Origin of the sequence: Methanosarcina sp. WH1, from assembly GCF_000970005.1 — an archaeon.
Classification (GTDB): domain Archaea; phylum Halobacteriota; class Methanosarcinia; order Methanosarcinales; family Methanosarcinaceae; genus Methanosarcina.
On sequence record NZ_CP009504.1, the window covers coordinates 900,908 to 920,165 of the forward strand.

Below are 19,258 nucleotides of genomic sequence, written 5' to 3' on the forward strand. Positions count from 1 at the left end.
CTATTATAAAGCCACACTGGTTTCCAGTTTCTGTTATAACTCAAAATTCCAGAGTTTGTCTCCTACATAAGTTATTGACTTTATGGCTTTTCCAGAATCTGCATCAACCATTTGTTGCCCTTTCATGAGAGCTTTTCCTATGGCAAGAGGTTTTCTGTGGGTCTCTTCAACTATAATGACGAGGTCTCCTTCTTTGATTTCAGGGTCTGCTTCCAGGATGCCGGGAGCCATAATATCCGCCCCGTTTGAAACGAAACGAATAGCTCCTTTGTCTACAACAACAAGACGTTTCTGCAGCCCCATCTCAAGAGCTCCGCGGACTGTAGGGAAAAGAGTCCCCTCTATTTCAAACAGAAGTGGCCTGCCTTCCACGAGGATAAGGGAATATTCATCCAGAGTAACCTTTTCCAGAGTTTTGTTTTCCAGCTCTGCCATCTCTTCACCGAAGGCGGATTCAAGGTCTTTTAACATCTTGTTCTTTGCATTTTTCCTCAGCTGAACTCTTGCCTTTACTTTCAATAAATCACCTGATTTCAAAAGGTTGCGATTATTCATAGGATAGGGTTTTTGAGCTTTTTAAAGCTTATGTGGTTCCCCAAGGTTCCTGACGCAGGGTCTTTAATCTCCCTTTAAAGCTTCTATCCTGCTCTTATGGCTTTTTCCCGATGTTTAAGGATTTTATTCAAATTTTATAAAAAGCATCATAAGAAGCACCAGGGAGCTTCCGAGAAACACCGTTTCATAGCCAAAAGGATCTATCAATAAACTTCCAAAAACCGGTACCAGCCCAAGACCTGCATAAATTCCCGTATTAAAGAGCCCCATTGCAAGTCCACTCGAGCTGATTCTGGATACGGCAGTAATAAGCCCTATAACTGCAGCCCCTCCTCCGGCACCGATAAGGAAAAATGCCAGCAGAGGTGCTTTTACAGAGAGCAGAATGCCCGCAGCTGCAAGGATTATTCCTGTCCTTATTATATTCTTATAATCTACGCTTGTCCTCCCTGCAGCCAGGGAACTCAGCATTGCAGCTATATATGAGGCTGAAATTGCAAGCCCTAACTCCGGTTTTGTCAGGAAGTCAGCACTGTATTCCGGATAGTTTGAAGTCAACAGGCCTGTGGTTCCGTAGAGGAGAACCGAAATTCCCCAGATCTTCCAGAAGCCGCTTTCAGAAAAAGCTTTTCTGGCTTTTTTCAGGTATCCGGCAGGTTCGATGGTAATTGAAGTTCCAGGCTGGTTTCCTGAAGCTCCCTTGCCGTTTGAGGTGCCGGATTTTTTCTTTTTACTGCCAGTGCTGCCTGATGATATCAGTGTCCAGGCTTCAATAAGAAGCAGGGTAAAGGAAAAGCCTGCGAGAATGGTAAAGATGCCTATTGCAGTTTTGATTCCCAGTTCTGCAAGCATTCCTGAAAAAAAAACTCCTGCAGCAAGTCCGGCATTTAACAGGAAATTAAATTCCCCCAGGCTTCGTTTGCTGTCTTTCCATTCAGCAAGCATGGAAAAGGCAGCAGGAAAAAAAGCCCCGCAGCCCAGACCTTCTACGAATCTTGAGATGCCCAGGATCCACAGGTTGTCCGAAAATGAAATAAAAAGCCCTGAAATAACAGTAAGCGTGATTCCCAGGCCTGCTACCTTCAGGTTTCCTATTCTATCTGCAAGGATTCCAAATGGGAGGAGTGTTAGAAGGGCTCCTATAAAATATCCGGAATAAAGCAGGCTTGATACAGCAGGACTTGCATTGCCCTCTCCTGCAAGCTCCGGGAGGACAGGGATTGCTGCATTAGAAAGGCCCTGGATCGCAAAGACTGAAGAGTAGAGTATGAGTTTTTTAGAGTTCATGGGGTTTTATGTTCGGTGTGTTTTATCGGCAATTTAATTTTCTCTAAGTTGACTTTCATGTATCCTTCTAATCTATGTTAAATAAACTTCTGGATGGAGCGCTTTGTTATGTTAAAGTAAAAGGAGACAAGGGGTATCTCCTGGAAAGTGTCTGCCTAAGATCTGAATGTAGATACTATCTTTCAGTCTTTTAATAGAAGGGCTCCTGCTAGGATACATCCGTTTGCGACAAATATTTCTTCAAAGCTAAAGGTTCCTATAAGGAGCCCCGAAGCGATTGGAAACAAGGAAAGGCCTGCATATATGGTTGTGTTAAAAAGCCCCATTGCAAGACCTCTATCTGCATCCATTCTTGCAACAGCCAGGGCAAAGCCTACCATTGCGATTCCTGATCCTCCTCCGAGAATTGAAAAACCCAGAAAGGGGCATTTGGTGGCAAAAAGAGCACCAAGGGCAGAAAAAGATAATCCTATCCAGATGATTGCCGTTTCCTTAACCATAAAACGCCCTATCAGAATGGAAGATATCATGGCGCAGATATAAAGGCTTGCAATAGCGCTTCCAAGCTGGGCTTTTGTCAGGACTCCAAGACTGTAGTCAGGATAGTAGGCTATAAGAACTCCGATCACTCCGTTAAGCAAAAAAGAACTCAACCATATTCCTGAATTATGGTGGTTAAGGAGCCCTGCAACTTCGCTGAAAGAATGTTTGAAATGGTCTCCGAGAGAACCTGAGTCCGGCGGTAACTCTGATTTTCCTCCCGTTCTTTTAGGGTTGATGAGTTCTCTGTGTCTGGGAAGAAGGGGGATAACTGAAAGTAAAGCTATAAAAGTGAATATAAGGATGGATCCTTTCAGATAGATATCTGCCAGCAGTCCTGAGACTAAAGCTCCGGAAGCTAATCCGGCATTGAAAAGAAAGGTGAATTCTCCCATATAACGTCCTGGGTCTTTACACTTTGAGAGTGTAGAAAAGGCTGCAGGAAAAAAAGCTCCACAGGCAAAGCCTTCCATAAACCTTGAAAGAATAAGGACCCATAGGTTTTCGGAGAAAAGGATAATTAGCCCTGAGATGGCTGTAAGAATAATGCCAAGCCCTATGAGCCTGAGGTTTCCGAACCTGTCAGCCAGAATCCCGAAGGGAAGCATTGTTGCAAGGGCTCCCAGAAAGTACCCTGAAAAGAGCAGGCTTGACGCAAATTCTCCAAACGTACTGTGATAACGGGCAGCAAGTTCCGGGAGGATGGGAATTACAGTATTTGAAAGCCCCATTATTGTAAAAACTGCAATATAAATCAAACGCCTCTCAGGGTTCATAGAATTTAAAACTCGCAATCTCGTATAAGTTTCTTATTGTGGCTGCTCTACCTAGAAACTGTTATTCCTCTTTCAATATTTGCGGGTTCTTCTTCTTTGAACATCTGTTAATATATGCAAATATATGCAAAAAACAGAAAATGTACGAAAACAGAAAGTTCTGGGCAATGTCCTTGCACGAGGGTAATGTTCTTGCACGACATTTTACATGAAATTTTTTAATTATTCAACTTGTATTAATCAGTCGAATGATGTCGGTTTTGATAAACCGGGTAAATCTGATTACTACTTTGTGATATATGAAAAAAAGCAATCGAAAAAAAACAATCAATAACCAACAATTAAATAATCTCAATTCACAGAAATTTGTCCCTCGGGTATCAAAAAAGATGGCTATGATATTGTTTTTTCTGGAATAACTAGTCACGATAATTTTGTGCGTATTATATTAAACTCGAAAGAAATGCATAGCTATTTATATAATTACTTTGAATAGGGATAATGTGAGTAATGTGAGCGGGAAACTTTTTTCACATACCATACCCCCCACTCCCCATATGACCCCCCACTCCCCAACCCGCTCACACTACTTCTAATTTACTTCTAATTTATTTCTAATTTGGAAGCTCTTTTTTTCTGTTTTTTTTCTGTTTTATTTCTAATTTGAAAGCTAATTTTTTCTGTTCCTGGCATTTTCCCCTGTGGATTATTTTTCCCTGTGAATTTGACCTTCATAATTTATTTTGTCTTTAAACGTTGACTAATTTCTGAACTCTTGTTCTATTTTAATTTTGATGATTTCTTTCTATTATGTGTATAATAAGATTAACTATTATATTATCTTTTCTATTTTTCTATTTCTGTTATATCTTTTTTTGAGTTGTTTTATCTCTTGTAATTGCTATTTATCCTACAATAGATATTTTCAATCCTTTCTTATATTTGAATAAATTTAATCTATGTATGCAAAATTCTCTAACTAATTTCTATTTTACTATAAAGAAGCGAGTATATCATTCTATAAAACATACAATTTTTGAAGAGCAACTCACTGAATAATATGTTTTGATTCATGGGTATACTTGTAAAAAATGAGTGTGTTGTTAAGGGTAAATGGCCTGAAAAACAATGGCCTGAAAAACGGGTACGCCGGAAAAATAAAATATGAGATGTGAAAATTGGGAATATGGGTTCCCGAATTAAGGGATTTCAGACCCTTTTCTTCCCTTAGAAAAAGCCGCTGTGTAGTATAAGGGATGAGAAGAGAATTGCCACCATATTCACAACTTTAATCAGGGCGTTGAGGGCAGGTCCAGCAGTGTCTTTGAATGGGTCGCCTACAGTATCCCCTACCACTGCAGCTTTATGAGCTTCTGAGCCTCTTCCGCCGTAATTTCCATCTTCGATCAGTTTTTTTGCGTTGTCCCAGGCGCCTCCTCCATTATCCATCATTAGGGCTAACATAAACCCAACTATAATAAGCCCTATGAGAAGCCCCGCAAGCGCTTTTGGGCCAAGGATGAACCCCACAAGCAGAGGCACGAGTACGGCAAGGAAACCAGGCATTGCCATCTCATGGAGGGCCGCTTTTGTTACGATATCAACACAGCGCCCGTATTCCGGCTTAGCGGTCCCTTCCATAATGCCCGGGATCTCCCGAAACTGCCTGCGGACTTCATTTACTACCTCAAAAGCAGCTTTTCCTACCGCACTCATCGTAACTGCACTAAATACGAAAGGCAGTAGCGCTCCGAGAAGAAGTCCTGCAAGTACCACAGGGTCATCGAGGGTCAGGGGCTGCCCTTCAAGATTTACCTTGATGCGATAGTCTGCAAAGAGGGCAAGTGCACCCAGAGCTGCCGAGCTTATAGCATATCCTTTGGTAACAGCTTTTGTAGTGTTTCCCACGGAATCAAGAGCATCAGTGACTTTTCTGACCTTGGCCGGCAGGTTTGCCATCTGGGCAATTCCGCCTGCGTTATCCGTAATTGGGCCATAAGAGTCCAGAGCAACTATCATGCCTGTGGTTGAGAGCATTGCAACGGCTGCGATGGCAATTCCGTAGAGCCCTATCCCCGAGTCTGCTGCTCCTCCCACGATAAAGTACGAAGTAAGGATGCCTATCACAATTATTACAGTGGGCACAAGCGTGCTTTCAAAGCCTATCGATAACCCTGATATAATATTGGTTGCAGCCCCTGTTTCTGATGAGGATGCAATTGTTTTTACCGGTCTGTAGCTTGTGGAAGTGTAGTATTCCGTAATCATCACCATAAGCACCGTGATTATGATGCCTACTAGAGTGACGTAGAAAAACCTGATGTCACCCATAAGAGAGTTGGTTACGAAATAGAATGCAACAAGACTGAGTATTGCAGAGCCACCTACACCCTTGTAGAGAGCCTGCATGATCTTCTCTTTTTTTCCCATCTTCACAAAGAAGACAGATATAATGGACGCAAAGATTGCGACAGAACCAAGTATCAGTGGGTAGAAGATGGCATTTTCGTAAGTGTTGGTAATAAGGGAACCGAGCAGCATGGCAGCCAGGGAAGTAACCACATATGTTTCAAAGAGGTCTGCCCCCATCCCTGCACAGTCGCCCACGTTGTCACCAACATTGTCGGCAATAACTCCTGCGTTCCGTGGGTCGTCTTCAGGAATCCCGGCTTCGAGTTTACCTACCAGGTCGGCACCCACGTCTGCAGCTTTTGTAAAGATTCCTCCGCCAACTCTTGCGAAGAGGCTGATAAGGCTGGCTCCGAAACCAAATCCGACAACCAAGTCAACGTCCCCATAGAGAATATAAAAGCTACTTGTTCCGAGCAGTGCAAGCCCTACCACTGCAAGTCCTGTTACAGCCCCGCCGCGAAATGCAACTGACATGGCTCTCTCAAGCCCGCTTGATGCCGCATGAGCAGTCCGGACGTTTGCCCTTACTGAGACGCTCATCCCGATATAGCCGGCAGCAGCCGAACTTATGGCACCTGCCAGGAAACCAATAGCTATTTTCATTCCATCATCAAGTAAAAACAGAATTAGGAATGAGAGAATGATCGAAACCACTGCAATCGTTTTGTACTGGCGATTTAGATAAGCCATAGCTCCTTCCTGAATTGCTCCGGCTATTTCCTGCATTCTCTTATTGCCGGTATCTTCCTTCAGGATGCTTTTTGCAAAAAAAGCAGCGAAGACCAGACTTATAATGCCTGCTAAAGGAGCAATATATATTAAACTTTCCATAAATTTCATATCCTTTGGTTTTGACACCCTTTCACATTACAATATTTTTATAGTCCTCTAGTTCCCATCCTTTAGCTTCAATTTCCCTTATTATCTCAAATATTATGTTTCACATATATCTTTATTTTATAATGATTTTTACATATCAATTCTAGTATTATTCTAAAGTATTATTTTTCATTGTTAAAGCCCCATTTTCGGCGAAAGCGTAAATAATTATTTTTTATATAAACTTTTGCGCCCTTTTGCCTAATCAAAGGTCTATTAACTCTTTTAATCACAGCAATTTTTTTATACAGATTTTAATTAATATAATTTTGCGGTGCTTTTTTGTTCATCTAATTTGGGCGTCCTTAGCTACAGGGGTGATATTTAGTATCAGGTTTTCAGCCTGCCTGATGATTCTTTTTATCTACTGTATGCAGGTGGGCTCAAGCAGGGCGGTGCAGCATGTAAAAATAAAGAACAGGAGATACAACAAAAGGTCATTTTGAAATAATATTAACCAATTAACCAGGGAGCACCTCTAATTTAGATATTTATTTCAGTTGAATACCCCGCTAGCTTGCTGTGGGGTGTGCCAGCGCAACTTTGATTCTACTAAATAAGTTACCGTATTCCTCCCCCTGGCGAGGAAGATACTGGTTTTTTGCCCGGAGGGAAATGGGCAGGAACCAGATATGAGCAGGGACCGTTTAACCGGCAAAAGTTGTCTAAATCAAAAGAGTTGTTTAAATACAAAAACCGATACAAAAAGGTAAAATCTCAATCTATGAGATAGTGGCATATTACTGTCGAGTAGATTTATATGGGATTATTACAACGTGTCTGTTCGCAATGAAAAATTTTTGCTGATCAGGGGCTGAAATTCTCAGTTCCTCCGGATTATCAACGGATAATCGAGTATCAATTTATATACAAAGACCCATTTATTATCACGAAAAAGTACTTTGGAGGATTACTATCTTAAAGTGCTTTTGATGTGTTTTCCGGTAGGATGGTTGAAATTATGGATATGTTAATCTACCTCGCACCAATATGTGCCCTTATTGGTCTGATTTTTGCAGGTATGTCCTACAAAAACGTCCGAAAAGAAGGCGAAGGTAATGATCTTATTAAGAAAATTACTGCGGCAATTCACGGTGGAGCCATGGTCTATCTCAATAGGCAATACCGTGCAATCGCTGTTTTTGTCGTTTTCCTTGCAATTGTAATTGCATTAATTCTGCCTAACGGAGTCCTCACTGCAGCATGTTTTGTTTTTGGTGCAGTGCTTTCCGCAACAGCTGGGTATGCAGGGATGCTTACGGCTACCATTGCGAATGGGCGGACCACAAATGCTGCCACCAGGGGTATTGGTCCGGCTTTCAAGGTGTCATTTGCATCCGGTACTGTTATGGGAATGAGTGTTGTAGGTCTTGGTCTTTTTGGGCTGTCTATTTCATTTATAATTCTTTCAAATGCCTTTACAGATCTGGGTCTGCTCACCACCGTGAACATTGTTGCAGGCTTTTCACTTGGAGCTTCGTCTATTGCTCTCTTTGCTCGTGTCGGTGGCGGAATCTTTACCAAAGCTGCTGATGTCGGTGCAGACCTTGTAGGCAAAGTTGAAGCCGGAATCCCGGAAGATGACCCAAGAAACCCTGCCGTAATTGCTGACAACGTCGGAGATAATGTCGGAGACATTGCCGGAATGGGGGCTGACCTCTATGAATCATACGTAGGTTCAATCCTTGCAACGATGCTTCTTGCAGCGTCAACAGCAGCAACTACTTTCCCTGGCATCCCAATTATGAATGTTGTTCTGGTTCCATTGATTATTTCAGCTGTTGGAGTCCTTGCATCTATTATCGGTTCTTTTTTTGTCCGTACAAACAAAACAGAGTCTTCAGCAATCCACATGGCATTTAATATGGGGCTGATTGCTGCAATCGTTCTTACAGTCACTGCTTCATATTTCGTTACAGCCCAGCTACTTGGGGAATACGGCCTGAATGTCTTCTTTGCAACCGTTGCAGGGCTCGTTGCAGGTTTCCTTATAGGGCAGATCACGGAGCACTATACATCATATGATAAAAAGCCGACTCTCAGGGTTGCACATTCCTGCCAGACAGGTTCAGCTACCAATATCATTACAGGTTTTGCAAAAGGAATGGAGTCAACTCTCTGGCCTGTTATTATTATCAGTGCTGCAATCTATATTTCGTTCCAGCTCGCCGGCCTCTATGGCATAGCTATTGCAGCTGTCGGAATGCTTGCAACGCTCGGGATCTCCCTCTCAGTCGATGCATACGGCCCTGTAGCTGACAACGCAGGAGGCATTGCAGAGATGTCTCACCAGAAGAAAGAGGTGCGCCAGATTACCGATACACTTGATGCGGTAGGAAACACTACGGCAGCTATGGGCAAAGGTTTCGCAATCGGGTCAGCAGCTCTTACTGCACTTTCCCTCTTCGCTTCATATGGTATTGCAGTGGGTCTCGATGCTATCGATGTTATGAACCCTAACGTATTCATCGGGCTTACAATAGGGGCAATGCTTCCTTACCTCTTCTCGTCAATGACCATTTTGGCTGTCGGAAATGCGGCAGGTGAAGTGGTTGTTGAAGTGAGGAGGCAGTTTAAAGAGATTCCAGGTTTGATGGAAGGCAAAGCAGATCCTGATTACAGCAAATGTATTGCAATCTCAACACACTCTGCTCTTAAAGAGATGATTGCACCCGGACTTCTTGCTGTTACAGCACCTCTTTTAGTCGGACTTTTACTTGGAGCCGGGGCTCTTGGCGGACTCCTTGCGGGCTCTGTGGTTTCAGGTTTCATGATTGCAATCACAATGTCTAATGCAGGAGGTTCGTGGGACAATGCAAAGAAATACATTGAACTTGGAAACTTCGGCGGAAAAGGTTCTGATGCCCACAAAGCAGGTGTAACCGGCGATACCGTAGGCGACCCTTTCAAGGATACGGCAGGTCCTGCAATCAACATCCTCATTAAGCTCATGAGCATTGTGGCTGTTGTGTTTGCACCCTTGTTTATGTAATTCCTTAACTTTTTCCCTTTTTTTTATTTTTTATTTTTTTCTTGGTTCATTCTGGTCTTCCTCTCCAGTGTTTCTTTTACTTAAATCTGTGGCAGGTGTCTATTTCCTGTATTTCGTATTGCTCTTTTTTGAGTACCTGAAGAACGTGCCCTTTCTTCCAGTAGCTCAAATTTTCCGGTTTGATGGCCCATGAATTAATTATCCACAGCTTAAGCTACTTTAAGCACCGGGGATTTATGCCGGCAGGAACAAAAAACAGCATAGCAACGGCTCTTCGTTCTTTCCTGTCCCATAGACAAGCCTCTTGTTCACACTATGATAAGTTATTCACACACGATGTTATTCACACACAAATTTTTTTATATACAATCGGCTGTTTATACACGATGATTATTTATATGTCGAATCTCTAAAAAGGAATACAGTTTCCTATTTGATACTTATGATATAAAAATCTTTCGATTTTATACGGCATTTAGGGGAGTTCTATACCTTTTATCAAAAATAATTTGCCAGGCTGTGAATTCTTTAACTTCTTTACTTTTTAATTAATGTTCTTTTTTAATCAACGTCCGTTATGTTCGGCATGAGCGAGAAAAATAACTTATGTAAAAGAATAAGAAAACCTGTCTTTTTGAAGCACCTGTTTTTTGCAAGTATGGAGAGTTCAGTTAACTCCCCTTACCTGAAGCAGCTGGAATTCGATCTCATCAGGAATTGTAGCAAGGAACACAAAGGTGTTGTATCCCAGTTTCTGTACTTCTTTGATTGCATTTGCCTGGGTCTCATCCAGGTCTCTTGAGTCGCTTACGATACAGAATGACTTTCGATTTCCTGTGTTCACAAGGAAATTAAAGGTTTGCCCATTGGTGTTGAGGAAGGTAACCAGGGCCTTAAGTTCATTCCAGGTATTGCACATGTGGATGTTCCTTGATCCCATATTTTCCACATACCAGTCCCGGCTCACATAAGAGTAAGAAGCATACTGTTCGTTCAATTCCTCATAGGATTTGATGATTTTATTGAGGTCTTTCCTCAGGTTTACCCATTTCCAGTTCTGTGTTGTGAAATAGCGGGCTGCAACTATCTCAAAGATTGACTGTTTATCTTCATTTTCGAGTTTCATTTTCTCACATCTCTATTTTGTCTGCCTTCCAGTGTATTCAGAATACATCGTCCTGGGCATAACTCCGGTTAAAGCGCAGGGCAAGTTCGGCTTTTTCCAGTTCTCTTCCAAGGTATGCAGCATGGTCCAGGCGCGAGATCAGCTCAAGTTCGAGCAGCGTGTCCATAACTTCCCTGGCACTCTCTCCTGCAACCGCGGCTTTCTCGTGTTCAGCTACAATCAGTCCGCCGTTTCCACTTATTCTGTCCGGCACAATCCTTACTCGAATGGGACCTGCAGGGTCTACACGCCAGTTCTTCGAAGCTCTGGCCATGATTACTTTTTCAGGGAGGGGGCTATCAGGACGCCTTCGTTTTTCCTTTAAGCAGAGAAGGTCAATGCCAAGATCCTTTGGGGAGCTTTCCCTTATCCTGCAAAGTTGCATCATCTCTGAGGCTTTTTTCAGTTCTCCTATGGAACCCTGGGCTTTGTCACTGTATTCGGGGGTAAAAAGGATGCTTGCCCCTATCTCTGCTCCGATCCCGCAGAGTGTGGCATTTACTCCTATTGTGTCCACGTCCATGAGTTCCGTTACATTGCCAGCTCCGAAGAATAACGGAACTTCAGGATATTTTCTGTGAAACTCATGGTAGCGTACAATAGATTTGGTTATATTATGACCTACAGGGTCAAGGACAGGGTCAGCTATGATTTTTTCGATCCCAAGCCTGCGGGCAGCTTCGATATTTCTTACCAGGCTTTCCAGACTGTTTCCTTCATCGGGAATTACAACTGCTGCAACGCCTGCTCCTGCAACCAGGGGGCCTGCAGTTTCCATGTTCGTGCCGTTAAGGCTCAGAACAAGGTCTGCTCCTGCTTCTATTCCTTCCTTTATAAGCTCAGGGTCAAGCGTATCGATACTTATTGGAGTACATGTAAGGGTTTTTGCGAGGGATACTGTTCTCCGTACCTGGTCCGGAAGGGTGTTAAGTGTAGCTCCCAGATCGATAATATCTGCTCCACGGGCGATAAAAGCTTCGATTTTTATCTCCAGGTCCGCAGGGTCCATTTCCGCTGCTCCTACAATCTCTCCCATGACCTTCATGCAGGAATTACCTCCTAGCTTTACTCCACTAAGAGTAAGGGGAGAGTGAGCTTCTTCTTCGGCTTTCCTGATAAGCTCAAGCGCCATCTCCTTTCGCACATCTGCGAGAAGCTCACAGGCCGGAACTTTTTTGGAAAACTCAACCTCCTCTGCAAAATGGAGCACAAAGCTGAGGTCATAAGCATGTTTTGGGCCCAGCCGGATTCTGCAGCCCAGCTCTTCCGAGGCTTTTGAAAAGTCCCCTGCTACCAGCCCGGGAAGTAGAATAAGATCATATCGGTTTGAAAATCTTGCCTCCAAAAAGGCTTTAATAAGCTTTTTTGGGGTTATAAATGCGGCAATGTCAATGTCTGCCACGAGGACGTCTGCTTTTTCTCCAGCTGCTTTCCTCACGGTATTTTCCGCAAGCCGCCCTGTTGCAATCAAAATTTCCATATTTTTTAGATAGAATCGCTAATAAAAAAGAGTATCTGTTCGATAATCATTTCAAAAAATGAGTGTCCGGTCAGGAAAAACCCGAGCTATGTGCCTTGAGGAAACTTCCTTCCACAAATCTCTGATTGCTCTCCAAAAAAATCCGGGGAATAACCTGAGGGGGGCCCGGAAACTCGCGGGCCCGGGCTTTTTCCTGAGCTTGGTTTAATTTATGAAATCAATAATCGATTCTTCGTGCTTTTTTCTGAGAGGCCCTGCAGTCTCTCCTCTTTTGCCCACCGAATACAGTCTCCCATATCTCTTTTCCTGGATGGACTCAGCCTCGGCTCTGGACTCCAGGATTCCAGCTCCCGCCTGAGGGCCCAGGATCTGGGCAGATTGGACACCTGTCATGATTGCCATTACCCGGACCTTGCCTTCATAATCTTCCCTGATCCTTGCGCCCCATATTACATTGGCACTTGAGGAAAGTTCATAGGTCAGCATGGAAGCAATTTCTTCGGCTTCCTTCAGGCTCAGGTCAGGCCCGCCTGTTACATGGACAAGGCTGCCGGTTGCACCCTTGTAATCAACATCAAGCAGGGGATGGTTCAGGGCGGTCCGCACGACTTCCGTGCTCTTGTCCTGACTTTTGGATTCCCCAACAAGCATTACGGCAACTCCGCCGCAGCTCATAATAGTCCTGATGTCGGCGTAGTCAAGGTTGATCAGAGAGGGCACTGTAATAGTTTCAGTTATTCCTTTCACGGTTTCGGCAATTAACTGGTCCATTACTGAGAAAGCCTGGTCAATCGGAAGGTTAGGTACGTAGTTAAGCAGCCTATTGTTGTCCAGGACAATTACTGTGTCTGCTGCCCTGCGCAGGTCTTCAAGTCCTTCTTCGGCTTTGAATATGCGGGCTCTTTCGACCCTGAAGGGGCTTGAAACCATCCCTACGACGATTGCTCCCTGTTCTTTTGCAACCTCGGCAACTACGGGAGCAACTCCGGTTCCAGTGCCTCCTCCAAGACCTGCTGTGATGAAAACAAGGTCGACATTCTTTAGAACTTCTTCAAGAGTGCCTCTGGCAAGTTCTGCGGCTTTCTTTCCGGTTTCTGGATAGCCGCCTGCCCCCAGGCCTCTTGTGAGGGTTTTTCCTACAAGGATCTTCTTGTCAGCCCTTACATTGTCAAGGTGTTGCTTGTCTGTATTGATGCATACTGTTTCTGCGCCTTCGATTCCTATGTTGTAGAGCCGGTTTACGGTATTGTTTCCTGCGCCCCCGCATCCTACAATCATAATTCTCGGCTGCCCGAAGTCTTCGAAGTCTTCTTCGGAGGAGGAAGTTTTTCGGTATTCCTTCTCTTTTTCACTGAATTTCATCGCTTCCTGTACTATAGATTGCAATTTATCCCCTCGGCTGGATTTCGTTTATCATCATAATATCTTTATTTTTTCCTTTGACTCCCCACCCTCTAATCGGGGGGCAAATTTCTATTTAGATAGTTGAATTGGGGATAACCTGTAAAAACCTTCTAAAAGATTTCTATCCGTTATCTTTAACAAGTTGGTGCTCTACTACACTTAAACATTTTGAGTATGTTTAAACAGTGTTTTTAAATTGTATATGAAGTTTAAATATGTCACCCATAACTTTCATATATTTCACCTTTTTCAGCCCTTACTCTTAATTCTCAGGGTGAAAAGGCAAGGAATTTACATAATGTTTATATACATTAGGCTGAACTTTTCTAGAAAGTCTCTTTTGTCAGGAAAGCTATCTCGATCATACATGTCAGGGCAATTTTTATTTTCTTTCTGATCTGTTATTTTGCTGCCCTGCTTTTCTCAAATTATTGTGTATGTGGCCTCTTTACCACGTTTTCTTCGAGACGTCCAAACTGGGATACTTTCCATTTAATGAAACTGTTTATATTATTACTTTTAAGTAGAATTCTCATCTTAAAAACTTTTTCGGTATCTTTCGAAGATTTTAAGGCTCTTGCTTATTTTTTCTAGTATTAAGGGATTACTGCGCATAAGTGTTTATATAAATTTAAGTTAAATCTCCTGAAATTTCTGATAAATTTCCTGAATTTTCTGATAAATTTCCTGAATTTTCTGATAAATTTCCTGAATTTTCTGATTATCTTAAAGGTTATTTATTCATAAATTGCTTAATTATTTTATTCAGTTGTAACTTCTGAATAATCTGTTTCCTTTTATGCAGGGAAAATCCCGGATATTTGAAACCTTTTCAAAATCGTATTACAGAAGTTTCGTACTACTTTAACTAAATTGTGATCATTGAACTGTTCTTCGGGGAATGCCGGGAAAGCTTTAAGACTGCAAAACCATTTTTACTTTGAGTTGCTTTACCTCAACTCTTCTAAACAGCACTTCGGAAGAGTCATTAATTGTTCATTAACTTTTTCAAATCTTCTTCAATAGTTCCCATTTCTTTAGGTTCAGGAGTCAGAAGCGTGTTAAAAGCATTAATTTTTGATATGGATGGTGTTCTTGTGGATTCCATGCCTTTCCATGCAGCAGCCTGGAGAAAGGCTTTTCTTGATGTGGGTATGGAAATCCGGGATGAGGATATCTATGCAATTGAGGGTTCAAACCCCAGGAACGGCCTCCCCCTGCTGATCAAAAAAGCCAGAAAAGAGCCAGAGAATTTTGATTTTGAAACTATCACTGCAATCTACAGGCAGGAGTTCAAACGAATTTTTGAACTAAAAGCTTTTGATGGGATGAAAGAATGTCTCGAATTGCTTAAGGCACGTTTCTTGCTTTCGGTAGTCTCAGGTTCGGATCATCTTATAGTTAACGGAATCCTTGACCAGCTCTTTCCAGGTATATTTGATGCAGTGGTCACTGGAGATGACGTGCTTAACTCCAAACCCCACCCTGACCCTTTCCTGAAGGCAGTTGAACTTCTTAAGGTCAGAAAAAAAGAATGTGTCGTGATCGAAAACGCCATTCTGGGCGTGGAAGCCGCAAAAGAGGCTGGTATTTATTGTATCGGGGTCCCCACATATGTAGAGCCTTCTGAACTTGATAGAGCGGATCTGGTGGTGGACGACCACAAAAAGTTAATGGAACATCTTCTTAACCTTGAGTCTCTTCCCAGTCCTGAATTTGCTCCCCGGCACAGGAAATAAAAAGATTTGTGGCCCCTGTGGGGTCACAGTAGCCTTACGGTTTCGAGATTTGTGAGAGCGCGTGTCTCGATCTTAAGCTTCTTGTAAATGGAGCTGGCCATATCCACGCAGGCCTTTTCGTCTCCGTGTTCGGTGAAAACTCTTTCCGGACGGGGCTGCATTCTCTTAATATATTCCATAAGCTGCCTTCTGTCCGAGTGGCCTGAAAAGCCGTCTACTACCTGCACTTCCATGTTCATTTTCAGGATTTCGCTGCTTCCGTTCTTTCCTGTCAGGGGGATTTCCTTCCATCCCTTCTGGATCCTGCGTCCTACAGTTCCGTCAGCCTGGTAACCTACAAACACAAGGGTATTGCGTGAATCCTCAGCAAAAGCCCTGAAATAGTCCATAACAGGTCCTCCATTCATCATGCCCGAAGTTGAAATAACCACACAGGGGTGTGGGTTCTGGATTATCTTCTGGCGTGCTTCATGGGAGTCAACCGGCTTGAAGCATTCGGATAGGAAGGGATTCTGGCCCTTCTGGAAGATCAGTTTCCTCAGATCGTTGTTAAGGTACTCAGGATGGGTTGCATGGATTGCAGTAGCTTCCCAGATCATTCCGTCAAGGTAGACGGGGACTTCTGGGATAATCCCTTTCCTTATGGACTCTTCGAGTACGATCATAACTTCCTGGCTTCTGCCCACAGCAAAAGCAGGAATAAGTGCAATTCCTCCGCGCTCAACTGTATTCTTTACCACCATCTGCAGGTGCTTTTCAGCGTCCTTAAGTGCAGGCTGGAAGGCGTTAGAATTCCCATAAGTAGCTTCACTGATTACGGTTTCTACTCTGGGGAACTTGTTGACAGCAGGGTCGAAAAGCCTGGTTTTCTCATATTTGTAGTCTCCCGTGAAGACTACATTATGGAGACCATCTCCTATATGGAAGTGTGAAATTGCAGAGCCCAGGATATGACCCGCATTGTGGAAAGTCAGTTTAATGTCAGGGGCGATGTCTGTTACTTCCTCATAGTCCAGAGGTATGGTGTGTTTTAGGGTCTTTGTTATCATCCCGGATTCATAGGGGCTCTTCTTCCCTTCTTTAGCTGCTACGTCGATGTAGTCGAGCTGGAGCAATACCATAAGGTCTCTTGTGGGAGGTGTACAGTAGACAGGCCCTTCGTACCCATACTTGAAAAGCAGGGGAACAAGTCCCTGATGGTCCAGGTGTGCATGGGTAACTATTACGGCATCTATATGGCTTAATGGAAAAACTTCAGGAACGTAGAGGTAAGGAGTCATGTTTTCGTCAGAACCTACATTTACTCCACAGTCAATCAGGATTCTGGATTCAGGAGTAGAAAGCAAAAAACAGCTTCGACCTACTTCTTTACATCCCCCGAGGGCTGTAACCCTTACCCACTGGTCTTTTGAGGTACACTCCCTGTGAATTTTCCTCCCCACGGTTTTCAGGATTTCTTTTCTTTCTTTGAGATTGTTCCTCATGAACTCCCGGATGTTTTTCACTGTACGGGACTTAATAGGAGGAGTCCGGACAACTTTGGGAATCCAGCCGATCTGCTTTGTAATCTCTCTCAGGGTTGCGCCATGCTTTCCTATTACAAGTCCAGGCTTTTCGGCTTCGATGATCACTTCTCCGGAATCGGGGTCGAAATAGTAGCTTGAGATTACGGATTCTTTTGGAACAACTTCTTCAATTATAGAAATAGAGTCTTCAGGAGTTGCAAGTACCCTGGGGTCAGGACGCATGGCAATCCGCGTCCTTAGTTCTTTTGCCAGGTTGCGGATAATATTCCCGTCGTCTGCGAATTTGCGGGGTTCCTCAGTGTACAGGACAAGCTGAGGGCCTTCGAATTCGACGTCGGTAATTGTAACTCCTGCGGGTAAATTTTTCTCAATTTTATGTTTGAGGTCTAATAGCACGTCTTCAATAGGCATTAAGAATCTTCCTTTTTGTCAAAAAATCAAAAAGTATCTGGATGTTGAAAAAATAATATTTGAAAAAGGTGTTAGTTTATATATTGAAATAAAAAAACCAACAGTTAAATGATTTAGTTTAATAAAGCTCTTCTGGATTTTACTTCTTCTGGATCCAGCCTTTTGAATGCCTCCTTTGTAATTACGACTACATCGATATTTTCTCCGGAAGCTGAGTCTCTTTTCGTTGCATTGTGAATCGCCCGAATCGCAAGATCGAGACCCTCTTTTACAGTCATATTCTCCCTGTACTGGTCTTCCAGTACTCCGTAAGCCATGGGAGAACCTGAACCTGTTGCCGAAATCCTTGTTTCTTCAATACTCCCACCCATTGCATCCAGTGAGTAGATTCCGGGTCCGTTCTTGTCAACTCCTCCGATAAGGAGCTGGACCATCATAGGGTAGTAGCGGTTAGCACTCAAGAAGTTCGACATCAAGGTGGTGATTCCTTTGATTGTCATGGATTCGTCCCTGCGCATTTTGTAGAGCTGTGATTCTACACTTACCAATCGCACAAGCTGCTGAGCATCCCCTACCGAACCGGCAGTGGTCATTCCTACCAGGTCATCGATCTGGTAAACTTTCTTTGCAGTTTTGCTTGCGATGAAATGCCCCATTGTGGCTCGCTGTTCACTTGCGAGCACAATTCCGTCGGTACAAACTACTCCTACGGTAGTTGTGCCCTTTAGATATTTGTCATTATCCATAAACATACCCTCATAATAAGTTAAAAATGAGAAATGTCGCTAAAAAAAATATTTTAATTGAGGTGAGCATTTTTAGCTTAAATCGCAGGATTTAGCAATCCATTATCTCATTATTAATATCGCTATATATAAGTTTTCCTCCTTTTTTTCTAAATGCGTTCGCATTTAAAACCGGAGAATTATTTGACAAAACTATTTTTCTGTTTTTCTATATACTGGATATCCGAATTATTTTCTATCCGGAAAATTTGGAATTTAGTGGGAAAGCCCCTCTACTTCTTCAGCGAGTTTCTTTACTCTCTGAACTACATATTCAGATATATTCTTTTTATTCATGAGTTCCAATCTGTCGTTTATTGTTATTCTCTTCGTTCCTTTCACAAGGTTGTCTGCATGTGCAATGATTTTTTCTTCCAGACTTCGGGGAAAATAATCATCTTCAGGAAGTCCCAACTTTTTTGCTTCTTCTTTTGAAACGCCGGCTCCGATATGCCGCTTTATTATTTCGGCAACTTCGGGTTCGACTCCTTTGCTTTTAGCCAGTTTGAATCCTTCAATCGCATGAGCAATCCCATGAGTCCGGCACCTCCCAAGGTCATGTAAAAGAGCCCCTACTTCTACAAGCGCTGGATTTACGTTATTTCCGGCCGCTTTCGCCTTTTCTGCGATCTCGACTGCCAGTGAGGCAACCTCCTTGCAATGCTCGATTACATTGGGGGCACAGCCTGATTCTTCAAGCAGCCTTATTGCCTGGGCCCGGTTAGTCAAGATAATCCCTTATGTGGAACTCAAGGCATCAACGCGTTTTTTAAGGGCTCTCACAAAAAGGGAGTTATCATAATAGACCAGGTCTTCCCCGCACATGGGACAGAGAAATTCTGTTTCAGTTGCTTCGTCAAAAAGAAGGCGAACACAGCTCTGAGGGCAAACGTAAAACACATTATTTTCCTCAAATTCAAGGCGAGTCTTCAGGTTCCTGAGCAGTTTTTTCTTTTCCCTCATAAGCTGATGCTCTATGCCGGAAAAGTCCAGATGCCAGAGATAAGTCAGCCATCCACTGTTTGAATCCCTCTCTCTTACAACGATTGCAAATTTATTTTCGTAAAGTATGAAGAGAGTTCTTCTTACAGTATTCAGCAGAACTCCGGTCTTTGCCGCAACTTCTTCATCAGTGACCTCTCCTTCGGGCATCCCTTCTATCATCTTAAGCCCTTCTTCCCCTACAAGGCTCATGAGATATCCTCTAATTACCTTGTCATTCAAATCGACCAAAGTGTTCACCTCGCAAATCCCTTATATGAATTGGACATACCAGTATTAAAGTTTACATTAAGCTTTTCCTTAAA

At 43.1% G+C, this 19,258-nt stretch carries 13 protein-coding genes; 2 read left to right on the top strand and 11 right to left on the bottom strand.

Annotation, left to right across the window (positions count from 1 at the left end):
• Nucleotides 1-33: 33 nt before the first annotated feature.
• The 4 genes from MSWH1_RS04100 to MSWH1_RS04115 all read right to left on the bottom strand — a co-directional run bounded on the left by MSWH1_RS04100 (nt 34) and on the right by MSWH1_RS04115 (nt 6,401).
• The gene (locus tag MSWH1_RS04100; RefSeq protein WP_048126340.1) at nt 34-519 is read right to left on the bottom strand and encodes an RNA-binding protein; all 486 of its coding nucleotides are present in this window, start codon (nt 517-519) and stop codon (nt 34-36) included.
• A gap of 159 nt (nt 520-678) precedes the next feature.
• Nucleotides 679-1,842 carry an MFS transporter gene (locus MSWH1_RS04105; RefSeq protein ID WP_048126342.1) on the bottom strand — a complete coding sequence of 388 codons (1,164 nt, stop codon included), beginning with the start codon at nt 1,840-1,842 and terminating at the stop codon, nt 679-681.
• Between the two features lie 182 nt (nt 1,843-2,024).
• The gene (locus tag MSWH1_RS04110; RefSeq protein ID WP_048126343.1) at nt 2,025-3,158 is read right to left on the bottom strand and encodes an MFS transporter; all 1,134 of its coding nucleotides are present in this window, start codon (nt 3,156-3,158) and stop codon (nt 2,025-2,027) included.
• 1,227 nt (nt 3,159-4,385) lie between these two features.
• Nucleotides 4,386-6,401, bottom strand: a complete 2,016-nt coding sequence (locus MSWH1_RS04115; RefSeq protein WP_048126345.1) for a sodium-translocating pyrophosphatase — start codon at nt 6,399-6,401, stop codon at nt 4,386-4,388.
• 1,009 nt (nt 6,402-7,410) lie between these two features.
• Between MSWH1_RS04115 and MSWH1_RS04120 the strand changes: the two genes are divergently transcribed.
• The gene (locus MSWH1_RS04120; RefSeq protein ID WP_048130217.1) at nt 7,411-9,441 is read left to right on the top strand and encodes a sodium-translocating pyrophosphatase; all 2,031 of its coding nucleotides are present in this window, start codon (nt 7,411-7,413) and stop codon (nt 9,439-9,441) included.
• A 667-nt stretch (nt 9,442-10,108) separates the two neighbouring features.
• Here MSWH1_RS04120 and MSWH1_RS04125 read toward each other — a convergent pair.
• The 3 genes from MSWH1_RS04125 to ftsZ all read right to left on the bottom strand — a co-directional run bounded on the left by MSWH1_RS04125 (nt 10,109) and on the right by ftsZ (nt 13,472).
• The gene (locus MSWH1_RS04125; RefSeq protein WP_048126347.1) at nt 10,109-10,567 is read right to left on the bottom strand and encodes a hypothetical protein; all 459 of its coding nucleotides are present in this window, start codon (nt 10,565-10,567) and stop codon (nt 10,109-10,111) included.
• 37 nt (nt 10,568-10,604) lie between these two features.
• Nucleotides 10,605-12,086, bottom strand: a complete 1,482-nt coding sequence (locus MSWH1_RS04130; protein WP_048126348.1) for a dihydropteroate synthase-like protein — start codon at nt 12,084-12,086, stop codon at nt 10,605-10,607.
• A 204-nt stretch (nt 12,087-12,290) separates the two neighbouring features.
• A complete protein-coding gene (ftsZ, locus tag MSWH1_RS04135) occupies nt 12,291-13,472 on the bottom strand; it encodes a cell division protein FtsZ (RefSeq protein ID WP_048126350.1) in 1,182 nt (393 codons plus the stop codon).
• A gap of 1,076 nt (nt 13,473-14,548) precedes the next feature.
• On the opposite strand from ftsZ, the gene MSWH1_RS04140 reads away from it, so the two are divergent.
• Entirely contained in the window at nt 14,549-15,229 is a 681-nt protein-coding gene (locus tag MSWH1_RS04140; protein WP_048126352.1) for an HAD family phosphatase, read from the top strand.
• Nucleotides 15,230-15,252: 23 nt separating this feature from the next.
• Here MSWH1_RS04140 and MSWH1_RS04145 read toward each other — a convergent pair whose 3' ends face one another.
• The 4 genes from MSWH1_RS04145 to MSWH1_RS04160 all read right to left on the bottom strand — a co-directional run bounded on the left by MSWH1_RS04145 (nt 15,253) and on the right by MSWH1_RS04160 (nt 19,184).
• Nucleotides 15,253-17,166: a beta-CASP ribonuclease aCPSF1 gene (locus tag MSWH1_RS04145; RefSeq protein ID WP_048126354.1), complete on the bottom strand. Its 1,914-nt coding sequence runs from the start codon at nt 17,164-17,166 to the stop codon at nt 15,253-15,255.
• Nucleotides 17,167-17,279: 113 nt separating this feature from the next.
• Nucleotides 17,280-17,912: an archaeal proteasome endopeptidase complex subunit beta gene (psmB, locus tag MSWH1_RS04150; RefSeq protein ID WP_048126356.1), complete on the bottom strand. Its 633-nt coding sequence runs from the start codon at nt 17,910-17,912 to the stop codon at nt 17,280-17,282.
• A gap of 255 nt (nt 17,913-18,167) precedes the next feature.
• On the bottom strand, nt 18,168-18,680 hold the full coding sequence (locus MSWH1_RS04155; RefSeq protein WP_048126358.1) for a TIGR00295 family protein: 513 nt from the start codon (nt 18,678-18,680) through the stop codon (nt 18,168-18,170).
• A gap of 9 nt (nt 18,681-18,689) precedes the next feature.
• Nucleotides 18,690-19,184: a transcription factor gene (locus tag MSWH1_RS04160; protein ID WP_048130218.1), complete on the bottom strand. Its 495-nt coding sequence runs from the start codon at nt 19,182-19,184 to the stop codon at nt 18,690-18,692.
• Between the last annotated feature and the right edge of the window lie 74 nt (nt 19,185-19,258).